Here is a 23529-nt window from a genome sequence, read left to right as displayed (position 1 = left end):
TTCTGCTTTTTCTTCATTAAAGGCATAAAAATTTTATCTCTGTTATAATGAAGGTAACCAGATAAAAGTGAGGTCAAATAATGAAAAAAATGCATGTTGAAAGTGAATTTGCACAGTTGCGTTCAGTTGTTTTAGCACAATCGCAATTTTGTTTACCAGATAAATTTGATGAAGCGGATACGACTTTTTTAACAGAGGAAAATGCCCGTTTAACACAGAATAATGAAGGGCGTGATTTAGCAGACTTTGCACCAGAACAACAAGTTCGTTGGGAAAAAGAAAAAGAAGTCATGCAAGGAGTATTAGAATCTTATGGCGTAGAAGTATTTCGTCCGCGTTTATTGACAACCTATGAAAAAGAACATGGCAAGGAATTGGGTGTAGGATATAGTAACTTCTTTTCACGAGACCCTTTTTTTACAATTGGCAATCTCTTAATAGAAGGAAACTTAAGATTCCAACACCGTCGACAAGAAATTTTACCAATTCGTCCGATTATTCAGCAGTGGACACAAGAAGCAGAAGGTTATTATTTTGCTGCGCCACAACCTGACATTTCTGAAGGGGCTTTAAGTGAAGCAGGTCCCTTTATTGAAGGCGGCGATGTTTTAGTTTTAGGAAAAACAATTTTTGTGGGCTACTCCGGTTTGGCAAGTAACCTAGCGGGGATTCAGTGGTTGACCAATATGATTGGTCATTTTGGTTATGAGGTGGTGCCAGTTCGGTTACATCCACATGTTCTCCACTTAGATTGTGCGTTAAGCTTGTTGAGAGATGGCTTGATGATTGTTTGTGAAGAAGCCTTTTTGGATGGTCTTCCTGCGCAATTAGCAAACTGGGAAAAAATTCATGTTACTTTGCAAGAAGCAGCGTATTTAGTGACAAATGGTCTACCACTTAATGAAGAAACGTATATAACGGACCAATCGTTTACAACCTTAATTCCTCAAATAGAGGAAAAAGGTATCAAAGTTGAGGCAATTGATTACCATGTTTCTAGAATGTTAGGTGGTTCTTTCCGTTGTACAACGCAAGCTTTGATTAGAGAATAGTCAGCGAGTGATTATCAATTTTCGTAAGAAAAAATGTACGTTTTGTCTATGAAAACGATATAATTTTAGTTTTCACTAATTTTTTTAAAAATATCGAGGGAATTTTGATTTAATAAATGCGAGAAAACGTCAAAATGTTAGTGTTTGTTACTAATGTTTTGACGTTTTTTCGCTGTTTTTTTATAAAATCACCACTTTATATATGGAAAAAAACAATATCTTTTTTGAAAATTACGTTTTCAAAGACGCGAAAAGTCGTTGGAACCTTGCTGTTATAGTAAATTCATTTTTTTTGCATGAGGTGTTTAAAATTTGAAATCACAAGCAGGCTTTTTTTCGCTATACTTAATTTACGTTCTACCGAGATAGAAAAGTTTTTAACTTTTTTATTCATTAATCAACCAAGATAATAAAGGAGAGAGTAAAATGAAGAAAAAAACATTGGTAACTTTATTTGCAGGAACAGCTATTTTAGGAGCAAGCATCGCTCCTGCAGCAGCACATGCAACAACGACTGGTACAACACCAGCAAACGTAGAAATGACGAGTGGTTCATTACCACCTGATGGGACTGGAGATGGTGACGGAGATACACAAGATCCAGATCCTGCAAATCCGAATACTAACTTTGATTTGTTATATGTTCCAACAGAATTCAAATTTGCTGCGACAGAAGTTAGTTCTGATTTATCAGCGATTTCATTAGATGCAAAAGGAACCCAAACAAAACGTTATGCCGTTGGGGATGTTCGTGGAACACAAGCTGGTTGGTCGGTTACTGCAGGCGTTGCTGAAATGAAAAATGGTACTGCTACTTTAGAAGGTTCAATTACCTTTACACAAACAGGGGCTGTAGCTAAATACAATGAAACAGCAAAAACATACTCACGTGATGTGGCTGCCTTTGCAGCAGACCCAGGAAGCCCTGAATTTGCTGGAACAACTATTCCAGTAGGTGGAGCAGCTGTATCAATTGCTACAGCAGCAGTTGGTAAAGGTCAAGGTACATGGGATTCTGAATTATCAAATGTAAAATTAAACATTACAACACCTAGTTCACAAATTACAAATGGTGCGTATACAGGTAACGTAACTTGGACATTAGTGGCTGCGCCATAAACAGTTACTAACGAGAATACTGCATTACTAGAAAAGGAGCTGCGCAGTGGTGCACGGCTCCTTTTCGATACATAGGAGGAACAAATAATGAAGACAATGCGCTGGCTAATCGTCACAGTTTTTATTTGTGTGATGGCATTAAGTATCCCTTCTGCTGTACAAGCAGAAGAAGCGGATGACAACATGAATACAAAATTTACAGTTAAACCCAATATCCCAGAGAATCAAGCGAAAAATACGCAATCCTACTACGATCTCATTGTGAAACCAGGACAGAAACAAGAAGTAGAACTGTCATTAATTAATAAAACAAATGAAGAATTAACGATTGATTTAAATTTGGCAAATGCTACGACGAATGACAATGGTTTAATTGTGTACAATGATTTCGAGAAAAAACCAGATGCAAGTTTGAAAGTGCCCTTGACAACATTGATCAAATTGCCTGAGGAACATGTGAAAGTTCCCGCTAAGAAAACCGTAGCAGCCAAAATGACTGTCGAAATTCCAGAAAATGGTTTTCAGGGATTAGTCTTAGGTGGTGTCTATGCTTCGCTTGCAGAAGATGAAAAGGAAGAAAAAGGAAAATCAACGGGGTTAACCAGTCGATATGGGTTTAACGTAGCGATTGCTTTACGAACGTCAGAAGATACACCAATGTATCTAGCAGAGACTCTTCAATTAGTTAAATTAGTTCCGACCATTGCTTTAGGAAATAAATCGGTCCAAGCGGTTATTCAGAATCCGACATCCGCTATTTTTCCTGAAGTACGTTTAGAAGGAAAAGTAACGAAAAAAGGCGAAACGAAAGAATATGCCAAACGGATTTTACCAAGTGTTCGTTTCGCACCGAATTCGACGATGAACTTCCATTTAGATTTCGGGAAAGAAGATCTTCGTCCAGGAACCTATATTTTTGAAGGAAAAGCGGTCTTGAAAGAAGATGAACAACAAGTGTGGCCGTTTAAGCAAGAATTTACCATCAGTAGTCAAGAAGCCAAGAAATTAAACAAAGAAGCAGTAGTGAAATTGGTCCTACCGACTTGGTGGAATCAAGCTTTTTATGGATTGTTAGCTGCAACAATTGTGAGTCTAATTCTAGCTATTTGGCGTTTTACACAACAGAAAGCAATACTAAAACAACAAGCCTATTTACAACAAGAAAAACAGGCAGCCTTGAAAAATAGACAAGGAGTGCGCGATGATGACAGCGAAAAGTAAAGGGTCACTTCTGGTGACATTAGGAATGCTTTTAATCATCGCCAACGCGAGTCTGACCGCTTCTTCTGAGAGCTTTGCAGAAGAAGCGGGACAAACGAATATCGGTGTGACGCTTTATAGAGGGAAGGCACCCCTAAAAACGGAAGGTGATACTAAGTCAACAGAACAACCAGTCACTAATAAAGATAAAAAAACGTCACAACAACAAGACAAAGTGATCAGAAAAAACACTGCTAAGACGAATCCGACTATTGCACAGACGTCCTTACCAAGGACAGGTGAACGAAATAGCACATGGCTTTACAGCCTTGGTATTGCCTGTTTACTTGTAGCACTAATAAGTTTCTATTATTTGAATAAAAAAAGGAAAAAGGAAAAATAATGTGCTGTTTTTATAAACAGAGTCAATTGTAGAAGGAGGAATATAGATGGAGATTACGATGTGGATTTGGATTTGTGCTGGCTTGGCCGTCCTTTGTTTTGCTTTATTTTTACTGTTCTTAGTAAGTAGCATGAATTTTGTTCATCAAGCAAAGCCTAAGCAGTCTTTAGTAAAACAATCAATGTTTAGTTGGCTGCTTCTGGTGATGTGTGGTGGCTGGGTAGCAATAGCTATCTTGCTGAATATCGCATTACAAACACAATTAACATAAAGACAACCCGTTGTAAGTTTTTGAGAAACTTGCAACGGGTTTTTGTTAACTTTAAAATAAAGAACGGTACAATTTATCAAAAAAGTACAGTAGACATTTGTACCCAACTTAGATAGAAAATAAAGCGCTATCATTATATGATGATTACAGGAGGAGGACACAGCTGTGAATTATAAAATAAGTTATCTCCTTGACGAGTATGCAGGGCAAAAAATTGCGCTCTCTTTGGCTCAACAAATAACCGATCTTTCGCAACGAGAATTAGTGACACAACTTTCGACAATAGGCGGAGAAGTTCAAAAGAATACCGTCAGCATTCCAAACCTTTCCGCAAATGAATGGGGAAAACAACTTTTTCAACAACGTCAAGTGATTTATAGCGAAACAGAAAGACAAGCACTCATTTTTTTACTCACTTATTCAGAAATCGAAGAACTATCGGTGTATCATTACCAAAATTTTTTAGATGTTTCGAAAGGTACTATTTTAGCGGACATCAAAAAAGTACGACACCAACTAGCGACTGAAAACATTGCTTTATTCTACGAACGAAAACGAGGGTTTTACCTAGAAGGAGATGAATTTCGGATTCGTCGTTTCGGGAAAAATTGGCTTGCCCGCCTCTTACAACAAAAGTCGGGCACCTTCGCTTTATTTTGCTGGCTCAGCCAGCATCAAATGAGCCAATACGCAAAAATGCGTGACGGCATTCAATTAGCCGTCCAGGAAGCACAGCTTCAACTGGTACCCAGCAGATTGGATGAAATTAGTTACTTTCTTGCTTTCTCTCAAAAAAGATTAGGCAAATATAAAACAGTCGTCTGGCCTGAGAACCAGTTAATTCAGTCCTTACGCGCTTATCCCGTCAGTCGTCGTATTTTAAGTGATTTAGTTGGGCCAGTGGCGAATGTAGAAACTGAGAGTCTTTTTTTAACGATTTGTTTAATGACAGCCTTGCAAGGAGAATTGCGAGATACGAAGTTAGAGTTTTTATTAGATATTTCTGGTGAAATTATTCGGAAAATGGAATTATTGGCCGTCGTTCAATTTGAACAGCCTCGTGAATTGCTCATGAATGTGTATTATCATCTGGTTCCTGCTTATTTTCGGATTAACTATGGCTTTTACTTACCGAATGTTTTAATCAAGGATATTCGACAATCGTATCGGTCGCTTTATCATCTTTGTGAACAAGCGTTAGCTCCTTTAGAAAAATTAACGAAACGTTCAATCCCGTCAGAGGAAATTGGTTTTTTTACCATATTATTTGGTGGAGAAATTTTCGGCCAAAAAAATGAACAGCGGCAAGAAAAGCTAAAAGCGCTAATTGTTTGTCCCAGTGGTATCAGTTCTTCGTTGATTTTGCAATCGGAATTGCGTCGGCTATTTCCAATGATTGAATTTAAAGAAACAAATGCGGTGAGGGAAATAGAGAATGTGTCTGAAAAAAGCTATGACATCATTTTCTCAACGGTCCCTATTGAAACAGCCAAAAAGGTTTATCTTACCAAGCCCATTATGAGCTCTTTGGAGAAAAATCAATTGATGCACCAAGTTCAATCAGATTGGCTATTGCCAGGTATTTCCATGCCAGATGTTAAAGATATTTTAGATGCGTTAAAACCTTACATTTCCTTAAAAAAAGGAGTCACAGAAGCGCAGTTATATCGTGTCTTGCATCGTAAAATGAACAAAATTTTAGAAAAAGAGGAGGATCTGCGTCCAATGTTATCGGAATTATTAACAACAGAAACAGTCCAAGTCCTGCCTGAAGTTGCAGACTGGCGAGCGGGAATTACAGAAGCTGCCAAGCCGTTATTAAAAAATGGCAGTATTACGGAAAAGTACATTGATGCAATGATTCAAAAAGTCGAATCGTTTGGGCCATTTATCCATATCTGTCCAGACGTAGCATTGCCTCATGCGCGACCAGAAGATGGCGTTAATCAGTTAGGCATGTCATTACTAAAAATCCAAAAAAGTGTCGATTTATTGGAAGATCCTAAGCATGAAATTCACCTTTTTATTTGTTTAGCTGCTTCAGATAACGAAACACATTTACGGGCCTTATCTAGTCTGACAAAAATTCTATCAAAAAAAGAATCATTACATCGCTTAGTGGCGGCTGAAACCGTCCCAGAAATATTATCAATTATCCAAGAAGGAGAGAAATAAGATGAAGATTTTTACAGTTTGTCAAAGTGGTTTAGGAACAAGTTTTATGGTGCAAATGAATATCCAACAAATTTTAGAGGAAGTCGGTGTTGATACAGATAATTTTCAAATTGATCACACAGATGTCGGGAGTGCCAGTGGTGATATGGCTGATTACTTCTTTGTCGAAAAAACATTGCAAGATGCTTTAGGGTCAATTCCTGATGAAAAAATCATTCCTTTAAATGCGATTATTGATTACGATGAAACGAAGGAGAAAGTCTTGAAAGTTTTAGATGACAATGGCATTGCACATCAATAAGAAGGAGGAAAAACATGGAAACTTTATTGAATTTATTTGTTTCAATTGTTAGTCAGCCAGCGATTCTGGTTTCATTAATTGCTTTGTTGGGATTAGTTTTACAGAAAAAGAAATTTTCTGATGTTGTTCAAGGAACGTTGAAAACATTCGTCGGCTTCTTAGTTTTAATTGGTGGCGCAGGGCTATTGGCGAACTCATTAACGCCCTTTGCGGAGATGTTCCAAACCGCATTAAATACACAAGGCGTGGTGCCTAGTAATGAAGCGGTTGTAGCGATTGCCTTGCAACAATATGGGACACCAACTGCTCTGATTATGTTGGTGGGCATGGTTGTTAATATTCTGTTGGCGCGTTTTACACGTTTTAAATATATCTTTTTGACAGGTCAAGCGATGATGTACGTTTCGTGTTTGACAGCCGTTATTTTAGTTGGGGCCGGTTTTAGCGTTAGTTTGCCAATGATTCTTTTAGGTGGTTTATTTGAAGGAACTTTATTAACAGTGACACCTGCTCTTTGTCAGCCCTTTATGAAACAAATTACTGGAAATGATAAAGTAGCAATGGGGCATACAGGGAATATTGGTTATGCGGCAAGTGGCTTTATTGGAAAAGTCTTTGGGAATAAAGAAAAGTCAACGGAAGATATTAAAATTCCTAAAAGTTTTGGTTTTTTAAGAGACTCAACCATCTCAATTATGATTTTGATGTCGATTGTCTATGTGATTTTGGCTTTGCTGGCTGGGACAGGCTATGTCGAGCATGAGTTAAGCAATGGCGAAAATGCGATTATCTTTTCATTAATTCAAGCAGGAACCTTTACGGCTGGTTTCGTAGTGGTTTTACAAGGTGTGCGGATGGTTTTAGGAGAAATTGTACCAGCTTTCCAAGGAATTGCTAAAAAATTAGTGCCTAATTCTAAACCAGCACTTGATGTTCCAATTATCTTTCCTTATGCGCCAAATGCTGTCTTGATTGGGTTCTTTGTGAGCTTTATTGTGGGAACTATTTCAATGTTAGCGATGGTTGGTCTGAATACCACCGTGATTATACCAGGCGTTGTTGGGCACTTTTTCTGTGGTGCCGCGGCAGGCGTTTTTGGAAATTCCACAGGGGGACGTCGGGGAGCGATTTTAGGGGCTGCGTTTAATGGCTTATTAATTAGTTGGTTACCGTTATTTATTTTACCAGTCTTGGGTGATCTACAGTTAGCATCCTCAACGTTTGCGGATACAGATTATTTAATCCCAGGCCTATTTTTAGGTAAATTAGGTGAGGCAGGTCCGAGTCTTTTAGTAGGAGGAATCATTGCTTTTGTAGTGGTTGTTCTTTTGGCTAGCGCTGTTTTGACTATGCGGGAGAAAAAAGTCGCCGAAGAAAACTAAGTGTTTTGTTCTAAAAAAAGGCAAGTGGGACAGAAGTCGTTTTGACTTCTGTCCCATTTGCCTTTTACCATTGTTCTTGGATAAACTGTGCAATTTGTTTCCGCGCTTGTCGTCCTTCGGGCAAGTATTGTTTCATTGCGAAAACGTGTTGCATGCCAGGCACCAATCGGCAAGTATCTTGTGGTCGTGGCCCTAATTGTTTTAAAAATTGGTGATAGGAAGGACAAAAAACTTCATGTGTGCCGCCCACGAAAAAAAGTGGCGGAAATTTTTGATAATCAAAGGACAAGCAATTTAAAGAAAGCGTGGAGTGATTAGCCGTGTCATCAATCTCTTGGGCAATTAATTGTAAATAGTTCATGCCAATCATTTTGTCCTTTTTTTGATAACTTTTGGCAACAGGAATGTCTAAATGTCCATCTAACCAAGGAGAAATTAAAACAGCAGCTTTTGGTAATCGTTCAGGGAAATCGATGGCTAAATTCTGCAATACGTTTAAAACCAATGTGCCACCAGCAGAATCACCTAATAAAATAACATCTTCGGGATCATAATGCTGTAAAATTTCTTGATAAGCAGCATAGCAATGATTATAAATATCAGCAAAAGACTTATTTGGTGCTAATGGATATACAGGGATAAAATAATCTGTTGCAAAAGAGAGATCTTCAATTAGTTTATAACTAAAGTCTAATTGGCTATAGGCGAGATTCAATGTAAAGCCCCCACCATGCAGGTACAGTACAGCTTTCTTGGTAGGTGCAATAACGGAGTTTGACATGCGATACATCGTAGGAAATTGAGTCATTTCTTGAAGAGGAAAAAGATGACGTAAATGTTTTGGCAAAGTTACTTGTTCATTTAATGATCGTTGCCAATGATAAAAAGCCTTGGTGACTTTCGGATTTCGTTCAAGTCGAGCAATTTGGGAAAGACGTAAAGAATCTTCAAAAAGACAGGCTTTTAAGGATTTTTGACGAGAACGTGCGTGGAACAAATATGCGCTAGCTAACAACAAACCAATTGATTTCTTTTTCAATTAAGGCCCTCCATTCAGCAAAAAGTAAATCATTTTTTCTACAGTATAACATTTTAAAAGTAGAACAACGAAATTTGTTGAAGGGATGAAAGGACGGTTTAAACGAATGTACGTATTTATTTGTGGTTGCGTAAAGTAAATGATTGTAGTAAATTAAATGAGATTAAGAGGTCCGGTGAATGGGCGCGTTCACGGCAAGGAGAGAAGTAGGATGACAAATAAAAAGGTTACAATTAAAGATGTTGCCAATGACTCAGGTGTCTCTATTACTACCGTTTCACAAATTTTAAACGGGAATGGGGCACGGTTTAGTGGGAAAACGGTCGAAAAAGTATTGGCTGCAAAAGAGCGATTAAACTATCAGCCCGACTATTTTGCGCAACGTATGGTGATGAAAAAAAGTAAGACGATTGGCGTAATCGTACCTGATATTACCAACCCATTTTTCGCGCAATTGATTCGAGGAATTGAAAGTGTTTTATACAAAGAAAATTTTATACTGATGTTATGCAATGCGGACCAAGATGTTACAAGAGAACATGAATATTTAACAGAGTTGATTCGTCGTAGTGTCGATGGCTTTGTGATTGCAAGTTCTGAAATTTCCAATCAAACGATTAATGAAACGCTACGTGCGAAAAAGATTCCGTTTATTGTACTTGACCAAAAAAAAGCAGAAGGCTTTAGCGACGCTGTTTTGACAGACGATTATAGAGGTGGGCAACTAGCAGCAAAGCATTTACAAGAGCAACGACATGAACAGGTCGTCGTGGTAATGCCACCACATGCGCCAGTCAATATTCAGCAACGGTTAAAAGGTTTTTGTTCTGTTTATACGGAAAAGGTCCAGTTAATCGAAACAGAATTATCAAAAACCGGCGGCTACCAAGCTGTCCCCGAAATTTTAAAAACAGAGAGCACCGGAATTTTTGCTATCAATGATGAAATTGCTTTTGGTTTATATCGAGGATTAGCAGAAGCGGGCAAAAAAATTCCTGAGGATTATAGCATTATTGGTTATGACAATGTTGATATGTGCGAGTATGTTTCGCCGCCGCTAACAACAATTGCTCAACCTGTTTTTCAATTGGGGCAAACTACGGCGACTTTATTATTGGAAAGAATCCATCAGCCTGCAAAAGATTGGGAGGAGCAAACCTTGCCTGTCCAACTGATTGAACGATTTTCGACAGCACCCTTGAAATAGCTTTCAAGGTGTGCTATATTTTTGTTGTGGAATTAAAACGTTTTACTAAAACGTTTTAATTAGAATGAAAAAATAAATTTTATTGAGGTGGATGAAAATGAACGCGGTTACAATTATCGGAAGTATCAATTTAGACACAACATTAAGAGTCAAAGAAATGCCAAAACCAGGCGAAACAATTCACGCCATTGAACATTTTACAGCAGGTGGTGGTAAAGGAGCAAACCAAGCAGTCGCAGCGAAACGTTCAGGCGCAGAAACATATTTTATTGGTGCTGTGGGAAATGATGGCGCTGGAGCTATGATGACTGATTTAATGAGTCAAGATGAAATTAATTTAACTGGGGTCACCACTTTAGAGAAAACAGCTACTGGCCAAGCCTTTATTATGGTAGATAACGCTGGTGAAAATAGCATTATGATTTACGCAGGAGCCAATAACGCCTTTACGCCAAAACAAGTACAGGAACATCAAGAAATTATTGAAAAAAGTGATTTTGTGATTGCCCAATTTGAAAGTGCGATTGATAGTACGATTGCAGCGTTTAAAATTGCTAAAAAAGCAGGCGTCAAAACGATTTTAAATCCCGCACCTGCGTTAGAACAAGTTCCTGAAGAATTACTAAACGTGACAGATATGATTGTACCAAATGAAACAGAAACCGAAATTTTAACAGGCATTAAAATCACAGATGAAGCGAGTATGCGTAAAGCCGCAGAAGCACTTCATCAATTAGGGATTGAAGCAGTAATTATTACAGTAGGTAGTAAAGGCGCCTTTTATGACGTCAATGGACGAAGTGGTATTGTGCCTGCTTTTAAAGTGAAAGCGGTTGATACAACGGCTGCTGGCGATACTTTTATTGGCGCATTAAGTAGTATATTAGAGAAAGACTTTAGCAATTTGGAAGAAGCTATTCGTTATGGAAACAAGGCGTCCTCGTTGACTGTTCAACGTTTTGGAGCCCAACCTTCGATTCCTTATCAACACGAATTGGCAGACAAATAAAAAGGAGCGAGCGACATGAAAAAAACAAAAGTTATTAATTCAGATATTTCCCGCGTCATCGCACAAATGGGTCATTTTGATAAATTAAGTATTGGTGATGCAGGCATGCCTGTGCCTCGGACTACAGAAAAAATTGATTTAGCTGTTACTAATGGTGTCCCTAGTTTTATGGAAGTTTTAAACAATGTTCTTGAGGAATTGGCAGTTCAACGAATTTATTTAGCAGAAGAAATTAAAACAGAAAATCCTGACATGTTGACAGCAATTAAAACTCGTTTACCAGAAACTCCCATCAGTTTTATTCCTCATACAGAAATGAAACAAGAATTAAACAACTGCCATGCATTTATTCGGACAGGGGAAATGACCCCTTACGCAAATATTTTATTAGAAAGTAACGTTGTCTTTTAAACGAGAGAGGGGAAATAGAGATGAATGCGACTGCATTATTAATCGGTTTAGGACCGCTTCTAGGTTGGGGGCTTTTCCCAACAATCGCTTCCAAAATTGGTGGTCGTCCAGTGAATCAAATTCTTGGTACCAGTTTAGGAACATTAATTTTTGCCGCTATTTTTTCAATGATTAATGGTTTAGCTTTTCCAACGGGCATGGATTTATTCTTTTCAATTTTATCTGGTGTCGGTTGGGCCTGTGCGCAAATCATTACGTTTAAATGCTTCACGATGATTGGGTCATCACGTGCTATGCCAGTAACGACCGCGTTCCAACTTTTAGGTGCTTCTCTCTGGGGTGTCTTTTTCTTAGGAAACTGGCCAGGTGCGACAGCCAAATTGTTAGGCGCATTTGCCTTAGTGTTAATCATGATTGGTGCCAAAATGACGGTCTGGTCGGAAACGGAGTCCGCTGAGAGTGCTGGGATTATGAAAAAAGCAGTTCTTCTATTAGCCGTTGGTGAAATCGGCTATTGGGCGTACTCTGCAGCACCCCAAGCGACGGCAATTGATGGCATGCATGCCTTTTTACCACAAGCAATAGGCATGGTAATTGTCGCAGTTATTTATTCAGTAGTTGTCACTATTAAGGGTGGGGAAACATCTCCATTTATAGAAGCTGTTTCTTACAAACAAATTTTTTCAGGCTTTTTCTTCGCCTTTGCAGCGTTAACTTATTTAATTTCAGCGCAGCCAGATATGAACGGCTTGGCAACGGGCTTTATTCTATCCCAAACATCAGTTGTGCTTGCAACGTTGACAGGTATTTGGTTCTTAGGTCAAAAGAAAACAGCCAAGGAAATGACCGTAACGATTATCGGCTTAGTTTTGATTTTGGCAGCAGCTACGATCACAGTGATGATTTAAAAAAGTATTCAACGACCTATTATTCAGGGCGTTGAATACTTTTTTTTATTTGTTCTAAAAATAATGCAGCAGCTGTGGAAAGAACCGTATTTTTGCGCCAAATTAAACTAATTTTGGCTGTTAAAGCAGGATATAGCGGGATAAAACGTAAATTTGTTTGCTTTGTTTCTAGAATACCATCAATGCTTAGGGCGCTACCTAGCCCAGCTTCTACCATCAGTGAAGCGTTGTAAAGTAAGTTGTAGGTCCCAACGATTCGGAACTGATCTAGACTTGCTTCGAGCCAATCAGAGAGTTGGCTCGGAACTTGTGCTTGTCGAGAAATAAATAAAGGTTCTTCTTTTAAATCGGCTGCAGTAATAACATTTTTAGTGGCTAAGGGATGGTCCTTTACAGTAATTAAGCCCCATGTATCTACAATTGGTAATGTTAAATAGCTATATTTTTGTTTAGGTGCAGGCTCAATAATTAAACCAAAATCTAATAATCCTTTGTCTAGCCGTTCTATTACATCATCTGCATTCCCACTGTATAAATGAAGGTGAATATCAGCTGAGTGCTGGCTTGTTATTTGTTGTAGTGCATTCGCTAAAAAAGACATAGCTTTTGTTTCGCCGCCACCAATCGTGATTTCGCCATTAATGAATTCATTTTGCGACAAGTTGGTGACTGTTTTATTCGCTAAGCTTAAAATATCTTGCCCTTGTTTAGCTAAATATTCTCCTTCAGGTGTTAGTTGTATTTGTCGATTTCCTCGTATAAATAATGTCACGCCTAATTCTTCCTCTAATTCTTTTAATTGCTTAGATAATGTTGGTTGTGATACATGCAATTGTTTGGCTGCGCCACTAATCGTTTTTTCTTGGACCACTGCTAAGAAATAGTGAATCACTCGTAATTCCATTACTTTCCCTCCTATAACTAAAACGCATACTTATCTATTTATTATAAGTATTAGACAGAGGAGTTGTCACGTATTACGATAAATTTAGCAAAAGGAGGCGATTAGGAATGCTTACAAAAAATCTCCAAGAACTAATTGCAACAGGTAGCATTGATAAAGATGAACCACTATTTCAACTTATTCATCAGATTCAAGAGGAAAATAGTCGCTATTTAATAGAATTAAATCAACAAGCCTACACACATAATGAAGTAAGGAATCTTCTTGCCACGATTATCCAAGACAAAATTGACGAAACCGTTACGATTTTATTGCCTTTTTATACAGATTTTGGACGCAATATACATTTTGGTAAAAATATTTTTATTAATCGGGCAGCTATGTTTGTTGATTTAGGGGGCATTATAATTGAAGACAATGTTTTAATTGGGCCGCGCGTTAATCTCTTAAGTGTCAATCATCCGGAACTGCCAATGAAACGGCGAGGTGTATTGCTAGCACCAATTACCATTAAAAAATTTGCGTGGTTAGGCGCGGGCGTAACTGTTTTACCAGGTATTACGATTGGTGAAAATGCTATCGTAGCAGCTAATGCGACTGTAACTAAAGATGTGCCAGCTAACGCTATTGTTGCAGGAACACCAGCTAAAATTATTCGTTGGATTCAGGAAGATAAGGAGGAAATATAATGAAATCATTATCAGAAAAAGTTATTGTTATCATGGGCGCTTCCAGTGGCATCGGTGAGGCAACAGCCCGTTTACTTGCCAGAAAAGGAGCGAAGTTAGTCATTGCAGCACGTCGACAAGAACGTTTAATTGCTATAAAAAAAGAACTTCCTGAAGCAACGATTCTCGTGCAACAAGCAGATGTAACGAAAGAAGAGGAAGTTCAGCGTGTAATCAAGCTTACAATGGAAAAATATGGACGAATTGATGTTCTTTTTAACAATGCAGGAGTTATGCCAACGGCGCCTCTTATTGAAGCACCAAAAGGAGAATGGCGTCAAATGCTAGATATTAATATTATGGGTGTTTTAAATGGCATTGCGGCAGTTCTTCCAATTATGGTTGAACAAAAATCAGGGCAGATTATTGCTACTGATTCTGTGGCAGGACATGTCGTTTATCCAGATTCGGCTGTCTACTGTGGAACAAAGTTTGCTGTTCGAGCAATTATGGAAGGATTGCGACAAGAACAAAGAGAGAATAACATTAAATCAACGATTATTTCACCAGGTGCTGTACAAACAGAACTTTATCAAACAATTTCTAATCGAGTAGTAGCTGAAACGGTACATCTAGAACAGTTAAGTTGGGGCTTAAAGGCGGAAGACATTGCGCAAGCGGTGGTCTTTGCCATAAACACGCCAGATCGTATGTCAATCAGTGAAATGGTTGTTCGCCCGACAACACAAACGATTTAATTTAAAAAGTATTCCTAGAAAGGAATACTTTTTTTTAATCGTGATTGTTCGTTTTTTACAGAATTTAGAATTTGATATTTACTTATTTGTTGGTTTATTATATGATTAAACACGTTGTTTCATTAATAAATTGAATATTTTACGAACATTGTAAAATATTTAGATTTTAGGAGGACGGAACATGAAAGAAAAAATAAGTTCATATTTTGAACTTGAACAATTGAATACGAATATGAAACGAGAAATGTTAGCTGGTTTCACCACATTTATCTCAATGGCGTATATTTTGTTCGTTAATCCAACCGTACTTGGTGCTTCTGGCATGGACGAAGGCGCTGTTTTTACTGCCACCGCTTTAGCGAGTGCCTTAGGTTGTATTTTAATGGGTGTGTTGGCGAAATATCCGATTGCGACAGCACCAGCTTTAGGAATTAATGCATTCTTTGCTTATTCAGTCTCTGTTGGTATGGGGATTCCTTGGCAAACGACATTAGCAGGCGTTTTTGTGGCTTCATTGATATTTATTTTAATTACAATTTTTAAATTACGCGAGCTAATTATTGATGCAATTCCTGCAGACTTGAAATTTGCCATTTCAGGTGGGATCGGGTTGTTTATTGCTTTTCTTGGTTTAAGCCAAGGTGGCTTAATTGTGGCTAATGATGCGACACTCGTTGGCTTAGGACCTTTGAACGTTGGCTCAACGTGGGTCACCATTGTCGGTTTGGTCGTAACTGCAATTCTGTTAGTTCGTCGAGTGCCTGGTGGTATTTTTATTGGGATGGCGATTTCAACGATTGTTGGTTTAGCGACAGGCGTTATTCCAATGCCTGATAAGATTATTTCAAGCGCGCCAAGTTTAGAGCCAACATTTTTAGTGGCGTTAGGACATGTGAAAGATATCAATACGATTCAAATGTGGGTCGTGGTTTTAACGTTCCTATTAGTAACATTCTTTGATACGGCTGGTACGTTGGTGGGCTTAGCCAATCAAGCAGGTTTTATGAAGGACAATAAAATGCCGCGTGTGGGGAAAGCTTTAGCCGCTGATTCAACAGCGATGTTAGCTGGTTCTCTACTAGGGACATCGCCAGTTGGCGCATATGTCGAATCATCTGCGGGGATTGCTGTGGGTGGTCGTTCAGGAATCACAGCTATTACAACGGGGATTTTATTTATTTTCAGCTTGCTATTTTCTCCTTTGTTAGCAGTTGTCACTTCGCAAGTTACAGCACCAGCGTTGATTATTGTTGGCGTTTTGATGGCACAATCCTTAAGCAAAATTAAATGGAACGAGATGGAAATTGCAATCCCTTCCTTCTTAATCTTGTTAGGAATGCCATTGACATATAGCATTTCAGATGGGATTGCCTTAGGCTTTATCTTCTATCCAATTACAATGATTGCGGCAAAACGCGGGAAAGAAGTTTCGCCAATTATGTATGGCTTGTTCTTTGTTTTTGTCGGATTCATGTGGATCCTGAATGCGCAATAAGTAAGAGAGAAAGTTATCAAATAGTTGATTCATAAGACAATGAACTTATGAATCAACTATTTTTTTTCGACTAAGCACTAGAAAAACGCCCCTTATTTGATGTATAATTTGCAAAGACATTGACCTGTGAAGATACAGGAACAGAGAGGAATTAATTGAGTGAAATATACAGAAATTATGGTTCGCTATGGCGAATTATCAACTAAAGGAAAAAATCGTAAAACGTTTATCATGCAGTTAGCACAAAATGTGAAACGTGCGTTAGCTGATTTTCCAGCATTGAAAATCCATGCAGATCGAGACAGAATGCATATTTTATTAAATGGGGAAGATAGTGAAGAAGTGATTCCGAAACTAAGTAAAGTGTTTGGGATTCAAAATTTTTCGCCAAGTATTCGTATTGAAAAAGAAATGCCAGCGATTCGTGCAATGGTTCAAGAGGTTGTTCGGGAAGTTTATACGCCAGGTAAGACGTTTAAAATTACTGCTAAACGTTCGGACCATTCATTTGAACTTGATTCAAATGGCTTGAATCAAGAATTAGGTGGGGCTGTTATTGAAGCCATCCCGGAAATTCAAGTACAAATGAAAAAGCCTGATATCAACTTAAGAATTGAAATTCGTAAAGATGCGGCGTATTTATCTTATGAAACGATTCGTGGTGCGGGTGGATTGCCAGTGGGCACCAGTGGTCGTGGTATGTTGATGTTGTCAGGAGGCATTGATTCACCAGTTGCAGGTTATTTAGCTATGAAACGTGGCGTGGAAGTGGAAGCTGTCCATTTTGCTAGTCCACCTTATACAAGTGAACAAGCGTTACAAAAGGCCAAAGATTTAGCTGAAAAATTAGTCCCTTATGTAGGAACTATTCAATTTATTGAAGTGCCCTTTACAGAAATTCAAGAAGAAATAAAACGAGTTGTTCCCCAAGGCTACTTAATGACCATTACACGACGTTTAATGTTACGCTTAACAGATGCAATTCGTGAAATGCGGAAAGGTTTAGTCATTATTAATGGTGAATCGTTAGGACAAGTGGCTTCGCAAACACTTCAAAGTATGGTAGCAATTAATGAGGTTACCTCAACACCGATAATTCGCCCCGTTGTTTCAATGGATAAGACAGAAATTATCGAAATTGCCGAAAAAATTGACACGTTTGAATTAGCCATCCAACCCTTCGAAGATTGTTGTACAATTTTTGCGCCACCGCAACCGAAAACACGACCTCGCTTAGATAAAGCGCAAGATTATGAAGCGCGCTTAGACTTGGAAGGTTTAATGGCTCGGGCCTTAGAAGGGCTCAAAATTACAGAGATTTCAGCAGAAACAGCGAAAGATAAACAAGAAGACGAATTTGCAGATTTCCTATAAGAAATAAATACAGTGACGGTCGCTTAGACGTCACTGTATTTATTTTGTACTTATTTCACAAACAAGTTGCTCGGAGAGGGGAACCGTGATAAACTGAATATGTGAAGTAGGTAACAAGGAGGACAGAGGATGGAGAAAAAAATGCCTAAAGCAACGGCAAAACGTTTGCCGGTTTATTTACGTTATTTAAAAATGTTAGGGGATTCTGGTGTTAAACGTATTAAATCACGAGAGTTTAGTGAAATGATCCAGATTCCTTCTGCAACGATTCGGCGTGATTTTTCCCATGTTGGTGAACTGGGCCGAAGCGGTTATGGTTACGATGTGCCGTATTTAATTGAGGTATTTAGTAATATTTTAAATACGCAAGAAGAAAAAAGAATTGCTCTGATTGGTTGTGGCAATTTAGGCAAGGCATTATTAAAAAATAATTTTAGACGCAACGAGAATTTGAATATTGTTTGTGCTTTTGATAATGATTCAGCTTTAGTTGGCACCACGATTAATGGATTATTAGTTCATGATATGTCTGAGTTAGAAGCATTCGTTCGACAAGAAGGGGTCACGGTAGCCATTTCTACAGTGCCAAGTCACCATGCCCAAAAAGCCATCGACAAAATTGTTCAAGCGGGTGTGACTGCGATTTTAAATTTTGCGCCAGACCGTGTCAGTGTGCCAGCCAACGTTAGTGTGCAGTATATTGATTTAACAACGGAACTGCAAACACTGATTTATTTTAATGAAACTTTTTCACTAGCAAATAGCCCAAAGCAATAAAATTGTCTTCATAAAAATCCTCTACTATACTTATTATTGAAAGTGGAAAAGGAGGATTTCAGAATGAATGTTACAAGAAAAGGGCACGTATTAGAATTGACAGGTGAACAGCCCGAAGTTGGCACAAAAGCCCCCGTCTTTTCTTTGAAAAATTTAAACAACCAAGAAATCAACTTGGCAGATTATAAAGGTAAAACGGTTTTAATTAGTGTGGTTCCTGATATCGACACACGTGTTTGTTCACTGCAAACGAAACGTTTCAATCAAGAAGCGGCGAAATTAGACGGTGTTCAGATTATCACGATTTCCAATAACACAGTTGAAGAACAAGCAAATTGGTGTGCCGCTGAGGGTGTCGAAATGGAAATGCTTCATGATACTGAAGACTCATTTGGTGCAGCTTATGGTTTGTATATTCCAGAAATGGGCCGTTTAGCACGTGCTATTTTTGTGATTGACCCAGAAGGAACGTTAGTTTATGAAGAAATCGTCTCAGAAGTTTCGTCGGAACCCGATTATCAACAAGCGTTAGAAGCTGCAAAAAAAGTGTAATCCCTCTAGATTACAAATTGACTTTGCTTGCGCTTCATTGTAGAATGAAGCAAAGACAGCGAACAAGAGGAGTATCATTGGCGTCGTTTTAGAGAAAAAGTCGTTCAGGTGCAAGACTTTTACACAACCAGTGAGAAGGTAGCTTGTGAGTCAATGGTTTGAACACAGTACGTTAGTAGAACGATTCGTTTCGTGAACGTTATCTCACGAATGAGTGGCATTTGAATGAATTCAATTCAAATGCAATTTAGGTGGTACCGCGTAAATAAGATGAATCTACGCCCTAAAATACGAAAGTATTTTAGGGCGTATTTTAGTGTTTAGCTCAAAAAACTCATTTGTAAAATAATTACCGCTCCAAATCGCGTATTTTAAGAAAGAAGGGGAAAAAATGTCAGAAGAAAAAAACTTACCAACGAAATATCAACCGACAGAAATCGAAGCTGGCCGTTATCAAAAATGGCTAGATCAAGATTTATTTAAACCAAGTGGCGACAAAAAAGCGAAGCCCTATTCAATTGTTATTCCACCACCTAATGTAACAGGGAAGCTACACTTAGGGCATGCTTGGGATACAACATTACAAGATATGATTATTCGCCAAAAAAGAATGCAAGGCTTTGATACGTTATGGCTACCAGGAATGGACCATGCCGGAATTGCCACGCAAGCAAAAGTAGAAGAGAAACTAGCACAACAAGGAGTTTCACGTTACGACTTAGGTCGTGAAAAATTTGTTGATCAAGTGTGGGAATGGAAAGAAGAATATGCTTCTCACATTCGTGAACAGTGGGCAAAAATGGGTCTTTCTTTAGATTACAGCCGTGAACGTTTCACTTTAGATGAAGGGCTATCTGAGGCTGTTCGTAAAGTGTTTGTCTCTCTTTACGAGAAAGATTTGATTTACCGTGGTGAGTATATCATTAACTGGGATCCGAAAGCGAAAACAGCATTGTCTGATATTGAAGTAATCCATAAAGATATTGAAGGAGCTTTTTACCACATGAGCTACCCATTATCAGATGGTTCTGGTGTTGTTGAAATTGCGACAACGCGTCCTGAAACAATGTTGGGAGATACGGCGATTGCGGTCCATCCAGAAGATGAACGGTATCAGGAACTTATTGGTAAGACAGTTGTCTTGCCATTAGTCGATAAAGAAATTCCAATTATTGCAGATGACTATGTAGATATGGAATTTGGAACAGGGGTTGTAAAAATCACACCTGCCCATGATCCAAATGACTTTGAAGTCGGTAATCGTCATGACTTACCTCGAGTAAATGTTATGAACGAAGACGGCACGATGAATGAACTGGCTGGAAAATATGAAGGAATGGATCGTTTTGCTGCACGTAAAGCGATTGTCTCTGACTTGAAAGAACTAGGTCGCTTAATTAAGATCGAAACAATGAATCACAGCGTGGGCCATTCAGAACGAACAGGCGTTGTCGTGGAACCACGTTTATCGACCCAATGGTTTGTAAAAATGGGACCACTAGCTGAAAAAGCAATGAAAAATCAAGAAACAGAAGACGCTGTTGAATTTTATCCACCACGCTTCAATCAAACATTTTTACGTTGGATGGAAAATGTACATGATTGGGTTATTTCGCGACAATTATGGTGGGGCCATCAAATTCCTGCTTGGTATCACAAAGAAACGGGCGAGATGTATGTTGGAATGGAAGCACCAGCCGACAGTGAAAACTGGGTTCAAGATAGTGATGTCTTAGATACATGGTTTAGTTCTGCATTATGGCCATTTTCAACGATGGGCTGGCCGGACGAAGCAAGCGAAGATTATCAACGTTACTTCCCAACAAGCACATTAGTTACTGGCTATGACATCATCTTCTTCTGGGTGAGTCGTATGATTTTCCAAAGTTTAGAGTTTACAGGTGAACGTCCCTTCCAAAATGTCTTAATTCACGGCTTAATTCGTGATGAGCAAGGACGCAAAATGAGTAAATCATTGGGGAATGGGATTGATCCAATGGATGTCATCGAAAAATATGGTGCAGATGCGTTACGTTGGTTCTTATCAAATGGTTCAGCTCCAGGCCAAGATGTTCGTTTTAGTTATGAAAAAATGGATGCTTCTTGGAACTTTATCAATAAGATCTGGAATGCAAGTCGCTTCGTTATCATGAATGTAGAAGGTATGACTGCTGCAGATATTGACTTTAGTGGTGAAAAGACTGTCGCTGATCGTTGGATTTTAACGCGCTTAAACGAAACAGTCGCCCGTGTGACAGAATTATTTGATCGTTTTGAATTCGGTGAAGCAGGTCGCCAATTATACAACTTCATCTGGGATGATTTCTGTGATTGGTATATTGAAATGAGTAAAGAGATTCTTTACGGAGACAATGAAGTAGCTAAACAAACAACACGGAGCATCTTGGTGTACACATTGGATCAAATCTTACGTTTATTGCATCCAATTATGCCGTTTGTAACAGAAGAAATTTGGGAAAAAATTCCGCATCAAGGTGAGTCATTGGTTGTGGCAGAGTACCCAGTTGTTCATGAAGAATTTAACGATGAAGCAGCAGCTCGAGGAATGGAAGTTCTGAAAGAAGTTATTCGTTCGGTTCGGAATATTCGAGCAGAAGTGAATACACCACTTTCTAAACCAATTACCTTGTTAATTAAAACAAACGATACAGAAGTAGAAGAATTTTTAACAGCTAATACTAGCTACTTAGAACGCTTCTGTAACCCAGAGGAATTAGTCATCAGTCGTGAAATAGAAGCGCCAGAATTAGCCATGTCCGCTGTATTAACAGGCGCAGAACTATTCCTACCATTAGCTGGGTTGATTAATATCGAGGAAGAAATTGCTCGCTTAGAAAAAGAATTAGACAAATGGACAAAAGAAGTCAAACGTGTGCAAGGCAAGCTTTCAAATGAACGTTTTGTGTCAAATGCACCAGATGAGGTCGTGGAAGCAGAACGTGCAAAAGAAAAAGACTACCTTGAAAAACAAGAGGCTGTCAAAGAACGGATTGCCCAATTACGTTCAATCTAAAAAAGAAAAGACAACAAAACCAAACGTTGGTTGTAGCGACCCCAAAAAGTTAGACTTTTTATAGAGTGGATTTTTCCACTCTATTTTTTATGCAGTTTTTTGATTGAATTGTCGAAATTCTACTGGGCTTTTCCAGTTAAGTTTTTCTTTGATTCGGTGATGATTGTAATAATAAATGTAGTTCTCAATTGCTTCTCTCAATTCATTTTGACTTTGATAGATTTTTCCATAGTACACTTCTTGTTTTAGGATACTGAAGAAATTCTCCATAGGAGAATTATCTAAACAGGTTCCTTTTCGAGACATACTTTGAAAGATATTATTGTCCTTTAATGTTTGTATATAGACATTCATTTGATAAGCCCAGCCTTGATCAGAGTGAAAGGTGCGCCGATAGGGACAATCATTTGTTTGAGAAATTGCTTCTTTCAGACCTTCCATAACTGTTTTACCATTTGGTTGAGTAGAAAGGCTATAGCTTAGAATTTCACTATTATACATATCCATAAATGGATCTAAGTATAGTTTTTTCTGACGAAAGATGCCTGCGTTATCTGCTTCAAAGTACTTAAATTCAGTTGTATCAGTTGTAATTTTTTGATGAGGAACAGAGGTTTTAAATCGGCGACGAATCAAATTTTTAGCGATTTTACCAACGGTTCCTTTATAGGAATTATATTTTCTGGATTTCTTAGTAAAAGCTTTGACTTGTAACTTTAACTTTTGTATTAATCGCTGGACTTTCTTTTTATTCACTTGAAATCCACGTCGTTTCAATTCTTGGGTCATCCTTCTATAGCCATAATGTTGATGTTTTTTACGAATCGCTTGAATTTCTTCTTCAATGATTTGTGTTGAAGCTGTTCTGTCGAGGCGTTTTTGCCAGTACATGTAAGTAGATTTTGGAAACCTTAGGGTTTCCAAAATATCTTTTAATCGAAAGTGTCTTCGGAGACTGTGAATGATTCGTGCGATTCGTTCATTTTTTGTTCGTCCTCTAAACGCAGTCTCCTCAATTCTTTTAAATAGGCATTCTCAATTTTTAACATTCTATTTTCTTTTTCTAGTTTCTCTACTTGAGATCGTTCACTTGGTAATGGTTGGCTTTCCTTTTGTTTCTTCTTAGGCATGGTAGGTGGACGTCCTTTCTGTTTAGAGAGTCCCTCTATACCAAACTTCTGATACGTTCTAAGCCAATTCGCAATCAATGATGGATTGTTCATTTTTAGAAGATTAGCTACTTCTTGATAGGACAACTCTGTTGTTAAATATAACTCTATCGCATCTAGCTTAAATTGAACAGAGTAATTCTTATTTTTTTGACTGCGAAGTAGGCCTTCTTCACCAAGTTCTTTATAGGCATTTATCCATTTGCTTATTTGAGAACTATCTTTAAACCCATACTTCTTTGCGAGAAACCTTAGACCTCCTTGACCAGATAAGTAGTCATGAACAAGTTTAAGTTTAAATTCAAAACTGTATTTTGCCAT

Annotated in this window: 21 protein-coding genes, 1 pseudogene and 1 other annotated feature; of the genes and pseudogenes, 19 read left to right on the top strand and 3 right to left on the bottom strand. The window is 38.3% G+C overall.

Features of this window, described 5'->3' with window-relative positions; genetic code table 11:
* The first annotated feature begins 80 nt into the window (after nucleotides 1-80).
* The 8 genes from IGM13_RS11905 to IGM13_RS11870 all read left to right on the top strand — a co-directional run bounded on the left by IGM13_RS11905 (nucleotide 81) and on the right by IGM13_RS11870 (nucleotide 7903).
* A complete protein-coding gene (locus IGM13_RS11905) occupies nucleotides 81-1052 on the top strand; it encodes a dimethylarginine dimethylaminohydrolase family protein (protein ID WP_002419332.1) in 972 nt (323 codons plus the stop codon).
* 426 nt (nucleotides 1053-1478) lie between these two features.
* A complete protein-coding gene (locus IGM13_RS11900) occupies nucleotides 1479-2171 on the top strand; it encodes a WxL domain-containing protein (RefSeq protein ID WP_002415866.1) in 693 nt (230 codons plus the stop codon).
* Between the two features lie 87 nt (nucleotides 2172-2258).
* Nucleotides 2259-3392: a DUF916 and DUF3324 domain-containing protein gene (locus tag IGM13_RS11895; protein WP_002419331.1), complete on the top strand. Its 1134-nt coding sequence runs from the start codon at nucleotides 2259-2261 to the stop codon at nucleotides 3390-3392.
* Entirely contained in the window at nucleotides 3373-3774 is a 402-nt protein-coding gene (locus IGM13_RS11890; protein ID WP_002419330.1) for an LPXTG cell wall anchor domain-containing protein, read from the top strand. The genes IGM13_RS11895 and IGM13_RS11890 overlap by 20 nt, the downstream gene beginning before the upstream one ends.
* 46 nt (nucleotides 3775-3820) lie before the next feature.
* Nucleotides 3821-4045, top strand: a complete 225-nt coding sequence (locus IGM13_RS11885; RefSeq protein WP_002415869.1) for a hypothetical protein — start codon at nucleotides 3821-3823, stop codon at nucleotides 4043-4045.
* A gap of 165 nt (nucleotides 4046-4210) precedes the next feature.
* Nucleotides 4211-6220 carry a BglG family transcription antiterminator gene (locus IGM13_RS11880; protein WP_002419329.1) on the top strand — a complete coding sequence of 670 codons (2010 nt, stop codon included), beginning with the start codon at nucleotides 4211-4213 and terminating at the stop codon, nucleotides 6218-6220.
* Between the two features lies 1 nt (nucleotide 6221).
* Nucleotides 6222-6521, top strand: a complete 300-nt coding sequence (locus IGM13_RS11875) for a PTS sugar transporter subunit IIB (RefSeq protein WP_002355095.1) — start codon at nucleotides 6222-6224, stop codon at nucleotides 6519-6521.
* A gap of 14 nt (nucleotides 6522-6535) precedes the next feature.
* Nucleotides 6536-7903, top strand: coding sequence for a PTS ascorbate transporter subunit IIC (locus tag IGM13_RS11870; protein ID WP_002355097.1), 1368 nt, complete (start codon nucleotides 6536-6538; stop codon nucleotides 7901-7903).
* 64 nt (nucleotides 7904-7967) lie between these two features.
* Here the strand turns inward: IGM13_RS11870 and IGM13_RS11865 are convergent, their stop codons facing one another.
* The gene (locus IGM13_RS11865) at nucleotides 7968-8942 is read right to left on the bottom strand and encodes an alpha/beta hydrolase (protein WP_002419328.1); all 975 of its coding nucleotides are present in this window, start codon (nucleotides 8940-8942) and stop codon (nucleotides 7968-7970) included.
* Between the two features lie 211 nt (nucleotides 8943-9153).
* Between IGM13_RS11865 and rbsR the strand changes: the two genes are divergently transcribed.
* The 4 genes from rbsR (at nucleotide 9154) to rbsU (ending at nucleotide 12477) form a co-directional block, all read left to right on the top strand.
* Entirely contained in the window at nucleotides 9154-10149 is a 996-nt protein-coding gene (gene rbsR, locus IGM13_RS11860) for a ribose utilization transcriptional repressor RbsR (protein WP_002359151.1), read from the top strand.
* Between the two features lie 91 nt (nucleotides 10150-10240).
* On the top strand, nucleotides 10241-11158 hold the full coding sequence (rbsK, locus tag IGM13_RS11855; protein WP_002381157.1) for a ribokinase: 918 nt from the start codon (nucleotides 10241-10243) through the stop codon (nucleotides 11156-11158).
* 15 nt (nucleotides 11159-11173) lie between these two features.
* On the top strand, nucleotides 11174-11569 hold the full coding sequence (rbsD, locus tag IGM13_RS11850) for a D-ribose pyranase (RefSeq protein ID WP_002355102.1): 396 nt from the start codon (nucleotides 11174-11176) through the stop codon (nucleotides 11567-11569).
* A gap of 20 nt (nucleotides 11570-11589) precedes the next feature.
* Nucleotides 11590-12477, top strand: a complete 888-nt coding sequence (gene rbsU, locus IGM13_RS11845; protein WP_002419327.1) for a ribose/proton symporter RbsU — start codon at nucleotides 11590-11592, stop codon at nucleotides 12475-12477.
* A gap of 19 nt (nucleotides 12478-12496) precedes the next feature.
* Here the strand turns inward: rbsU and IGM13_RS11840 are convergent, their stop codons facing one another.
* Nucleotides 12497-13381 carry a LysR family transcriptional regulator gene (locus IGM13_RS11840; protein WP_002365269.1) on the bottom strand — a complete coding sequence of 295 codons (885 nt, stop codon included), beginning with the start codon at nucleotides 13379-13381 and terminating at the stop codon, nucleotides 12497-12499.
* Nucleotides 13382-13488: 107 nt separating this feature from the next.
* Here IGM13_RS11840 and IGM13_RS11835 point away from each other — a divergent pair, with 107 nt between their 5' ends.
* The 7 genes from IGM13_RS11835 to IGM13_RS11805 all read left to right on the top strand — a co-directional run bounded on the left by IGM13_RS11835 (nucleotide 13489) and on the right by IGM13_RS11805 (nucleotide 22039).
* Nucleotides 13489-14070 (top strand): DapH/DapD/GlmU-related protein, encoded by a 582-nt coding sequence (locus tag IGM13_RS11835; RefSeq protein ID WP_002355105.1) that lies wholly within the window; start codon nucleotides 13489-13491, stop codon nucleotides 14068-14070.
* Nucleotides 14070-14807: an SDR family oxidoreductase gene (locus IGM13_RS11830; protein ID WP_002419326.1), complete on the top strand. Its 738-nt coding sequence runs from the start codon at nucleotides 14070-14072 to the stop codon at nucleotides 14805-14807. Before IGM13_RS11835 ends, IGM13_RS11830 begins: the two co-directional genes overlap by 1 nt.
* A gap of 181 nt (nucleotides 14808-14988) precedes the next feature.
* Complete coding sequence (locus IGM13_RS11825; protein ID WP_002355107.1) at nucleotides 14989-16302, top strand: NCS2 family permease; 1314 nt, start codon at nucleotides 14989-14991, stop codon at nucleotides 16300-16302.
* A 159-nt stretch (nucleotides 16303-16461) separates the two neighbouring features.
* Nucleotides 16462-17676, top strand: coding sequence for a tRNA uracil 4-sulfurtransferase ThiI (gene thiI, locus IGM13_RS11820; RefSeq protein WP_002359156.1), 1215 nt, complete (start codon nucleotides 16462-16464; stop codon nucleotides 17674-17676).
* A gap of 129 nt (nucleotides 17677-17805) precedes the next feature.
* Nucleotides 17806-18453, top strand: a complete 648-nt coding sequence (locus IGM13_RS11815) for a redox-sensing transcriptional repressor Rex (RefSeq protein WP_002365189.1) — start codon at nucleotides 17806-17808, stop codon at nucleotides 18451-18453.
* Between the two features lie 63 nt (nucleotides 18454-18516).
* Entirely contained in the window at nucleotides 18517-19005 is a 489-nt protein-coding gene (gene tpx, locus IGM13_RS11810) for a thiol peroxidase (RefSeq protein WP_002367321.1), read from the top strand.
* A gap of 49 nt (nucleotides 19006-19054) precedes the next feature.
* Nucleotides 19055-19294 (top strand) — a binding site (T-box leader).
* Between the two features lie 102 nt (nucleotides 19295-19396).
* Nucleotides 19397-22039, top strand: coding sequence for a valine--tRNA ligase (locus IGM13_RS11805; RefSeq protein ID WP_002415875.1), 2643 nt, complete (start codon nucleotides 19397-19399; stop codon nucleotides 22037-22039).
* Nucleotides 22040-22126: 87 nt separating this feature from the next.
* On the opposite strand, the pseudogene IGM13_RS11800 reads toward IGM13_RS11805, so the two are convergent.
* Nucleotides 22127-23529, bottom strand: a pseudogene (locus IGM13_RS11800) (IS3 family transposase).

Origin of the sequence: Enterococcus sp. DIV0561, from assembly GCF_050539875.1 — a bacterium.
Taxonomy (GTDB): Bacteria; Bacillota; Bacilli; order Lactobacillales; family Enterococcaceae; genus Enterococcus; species Enterococcus faecalis.
This window is presented reverse-complemented; position numbering and strand designations above follow the sequence as displayed.

Bases quoted from the DNA above. Each gene is read 5' to 3' on its own strand.
- IGM13_RS11905 (WP_002419332.1), top strand. From the start codon at position 81: ATGAAAAAAATGCATGTTGAAAGTGAATTTGCACAGTTGCGTTCAGTT.
- IGM13_RS11900 (WP_002415866.1), top strand. From the start codon at position 1,479: ATGAAGAAAAAAACATTGGTAACTTTATTTGCAGGAACAGCTATTTTA.
- IGM13_RS11895 (WP_002419331.1), top strand. From the start codon at position 2,259: ATGAAGACAATGCGCTGGCTAATCGTCACAGTTTTTATTTGTGTGATG.
- IGM13_RS11890 (WP_002419330.1), top strand. From the start codon at position 3,373: ATGATGACAGCGAAAAGTAAAGGGTCACTTCTGGTGACATTAGGAATG.
- IGM13_RS11885 (WP_002415869.1), top strand. From the start codon at position 3,821: ATGGAGATTACGATGTGGATTTGGATTTGTGCTGGCTTGGCCGTCCTT.
- IGM13_RS11875 (WP_002355095.1), top strand. From the start codon at position 6,222: ATGAAGATTTTTACAGTTTGTCAAAGTGGTTTAGGAACAAGTTTTATG.
- IGM13_RS11870 (WP_002355097.1), top strand. From the start codon at position 6,536: ATGGAAACTTTATTGAATTTATTTGTTTCAATTGTTAGTCAGCCAGCG.
- rbsR (WP_002359151.1), top strand. From the start codon at position 9,154: ATGACAAATAAAAAGGTTACAATTAAAGATGTTGCCAATGACTCAGGT.
- rbsK (WP_002381157.1), top strand. From the start codon at position 10,241: ATGAAAATGAACGCGGTTACAATTATCGGAAGTATCAATTTAGACACA.
- rbsD (WP_002355102.1), top strand. From the start codon at position 11,174: ATGAAAAAAACAAAAGTTATTAATTCAGATATTTCCCGCGTCATCGCA.
- rbsU (WP_002419327.1), top strand. From the start codon at position 11,590: ATGAATGCGACTGCATTATTAATCGGTTTAGGACCGCTTCTAGGTTGG.
- IGM13_RS11840 (WP_002365269.1), bottom strand. From the start codon at position 13,381: ATGGAATTACGAGTGATTCACTATTTCTTAGCAGTGGTCCAAGAAAAA.
- IGM13_RS11835 (WP_002355105.1), top strand. From the start codon at position 13,489: ATGCTTACAAAAAATCTCCAAGAACTAATTGCAACAGGTAGCATTGAT.
- IGM13_RS11830 (WP_002419326.1), top strand. From the start codon at position 14,070: ATGAAATCATTATCAGAAAAAGTTATTGTTATCATGGGCGCTTCCAGT.
- IGM13_RS11825 (WP_002355107.1), top strand. From the start codon at position 14,989: ATGAAAGAAAAAATAAGTTCATATTTTGAACTTGAACAATTGAATACG.
- IGM13_RS11815 (WP_002365189.1), top strand. From the start codon at position 17,806: ATGGAGAAAAAAATGCCTAAAGCAACGGCAAAACGTTTGCCGGTTTAT.
- tpx (WP_002367321.1), top strand. From the start codon at position 18,517: ATGAATGTTACAAGAAAAGGGCACGTATTAGAATTGACAGGTGAACAG.
- IGM13_RS11805 (WP_002415875.1), top strand. From the start codon at position 19,397: ATGTCAGAAGAAAAAAACTTACCAACGAAATATCAACCGACAGAAATC.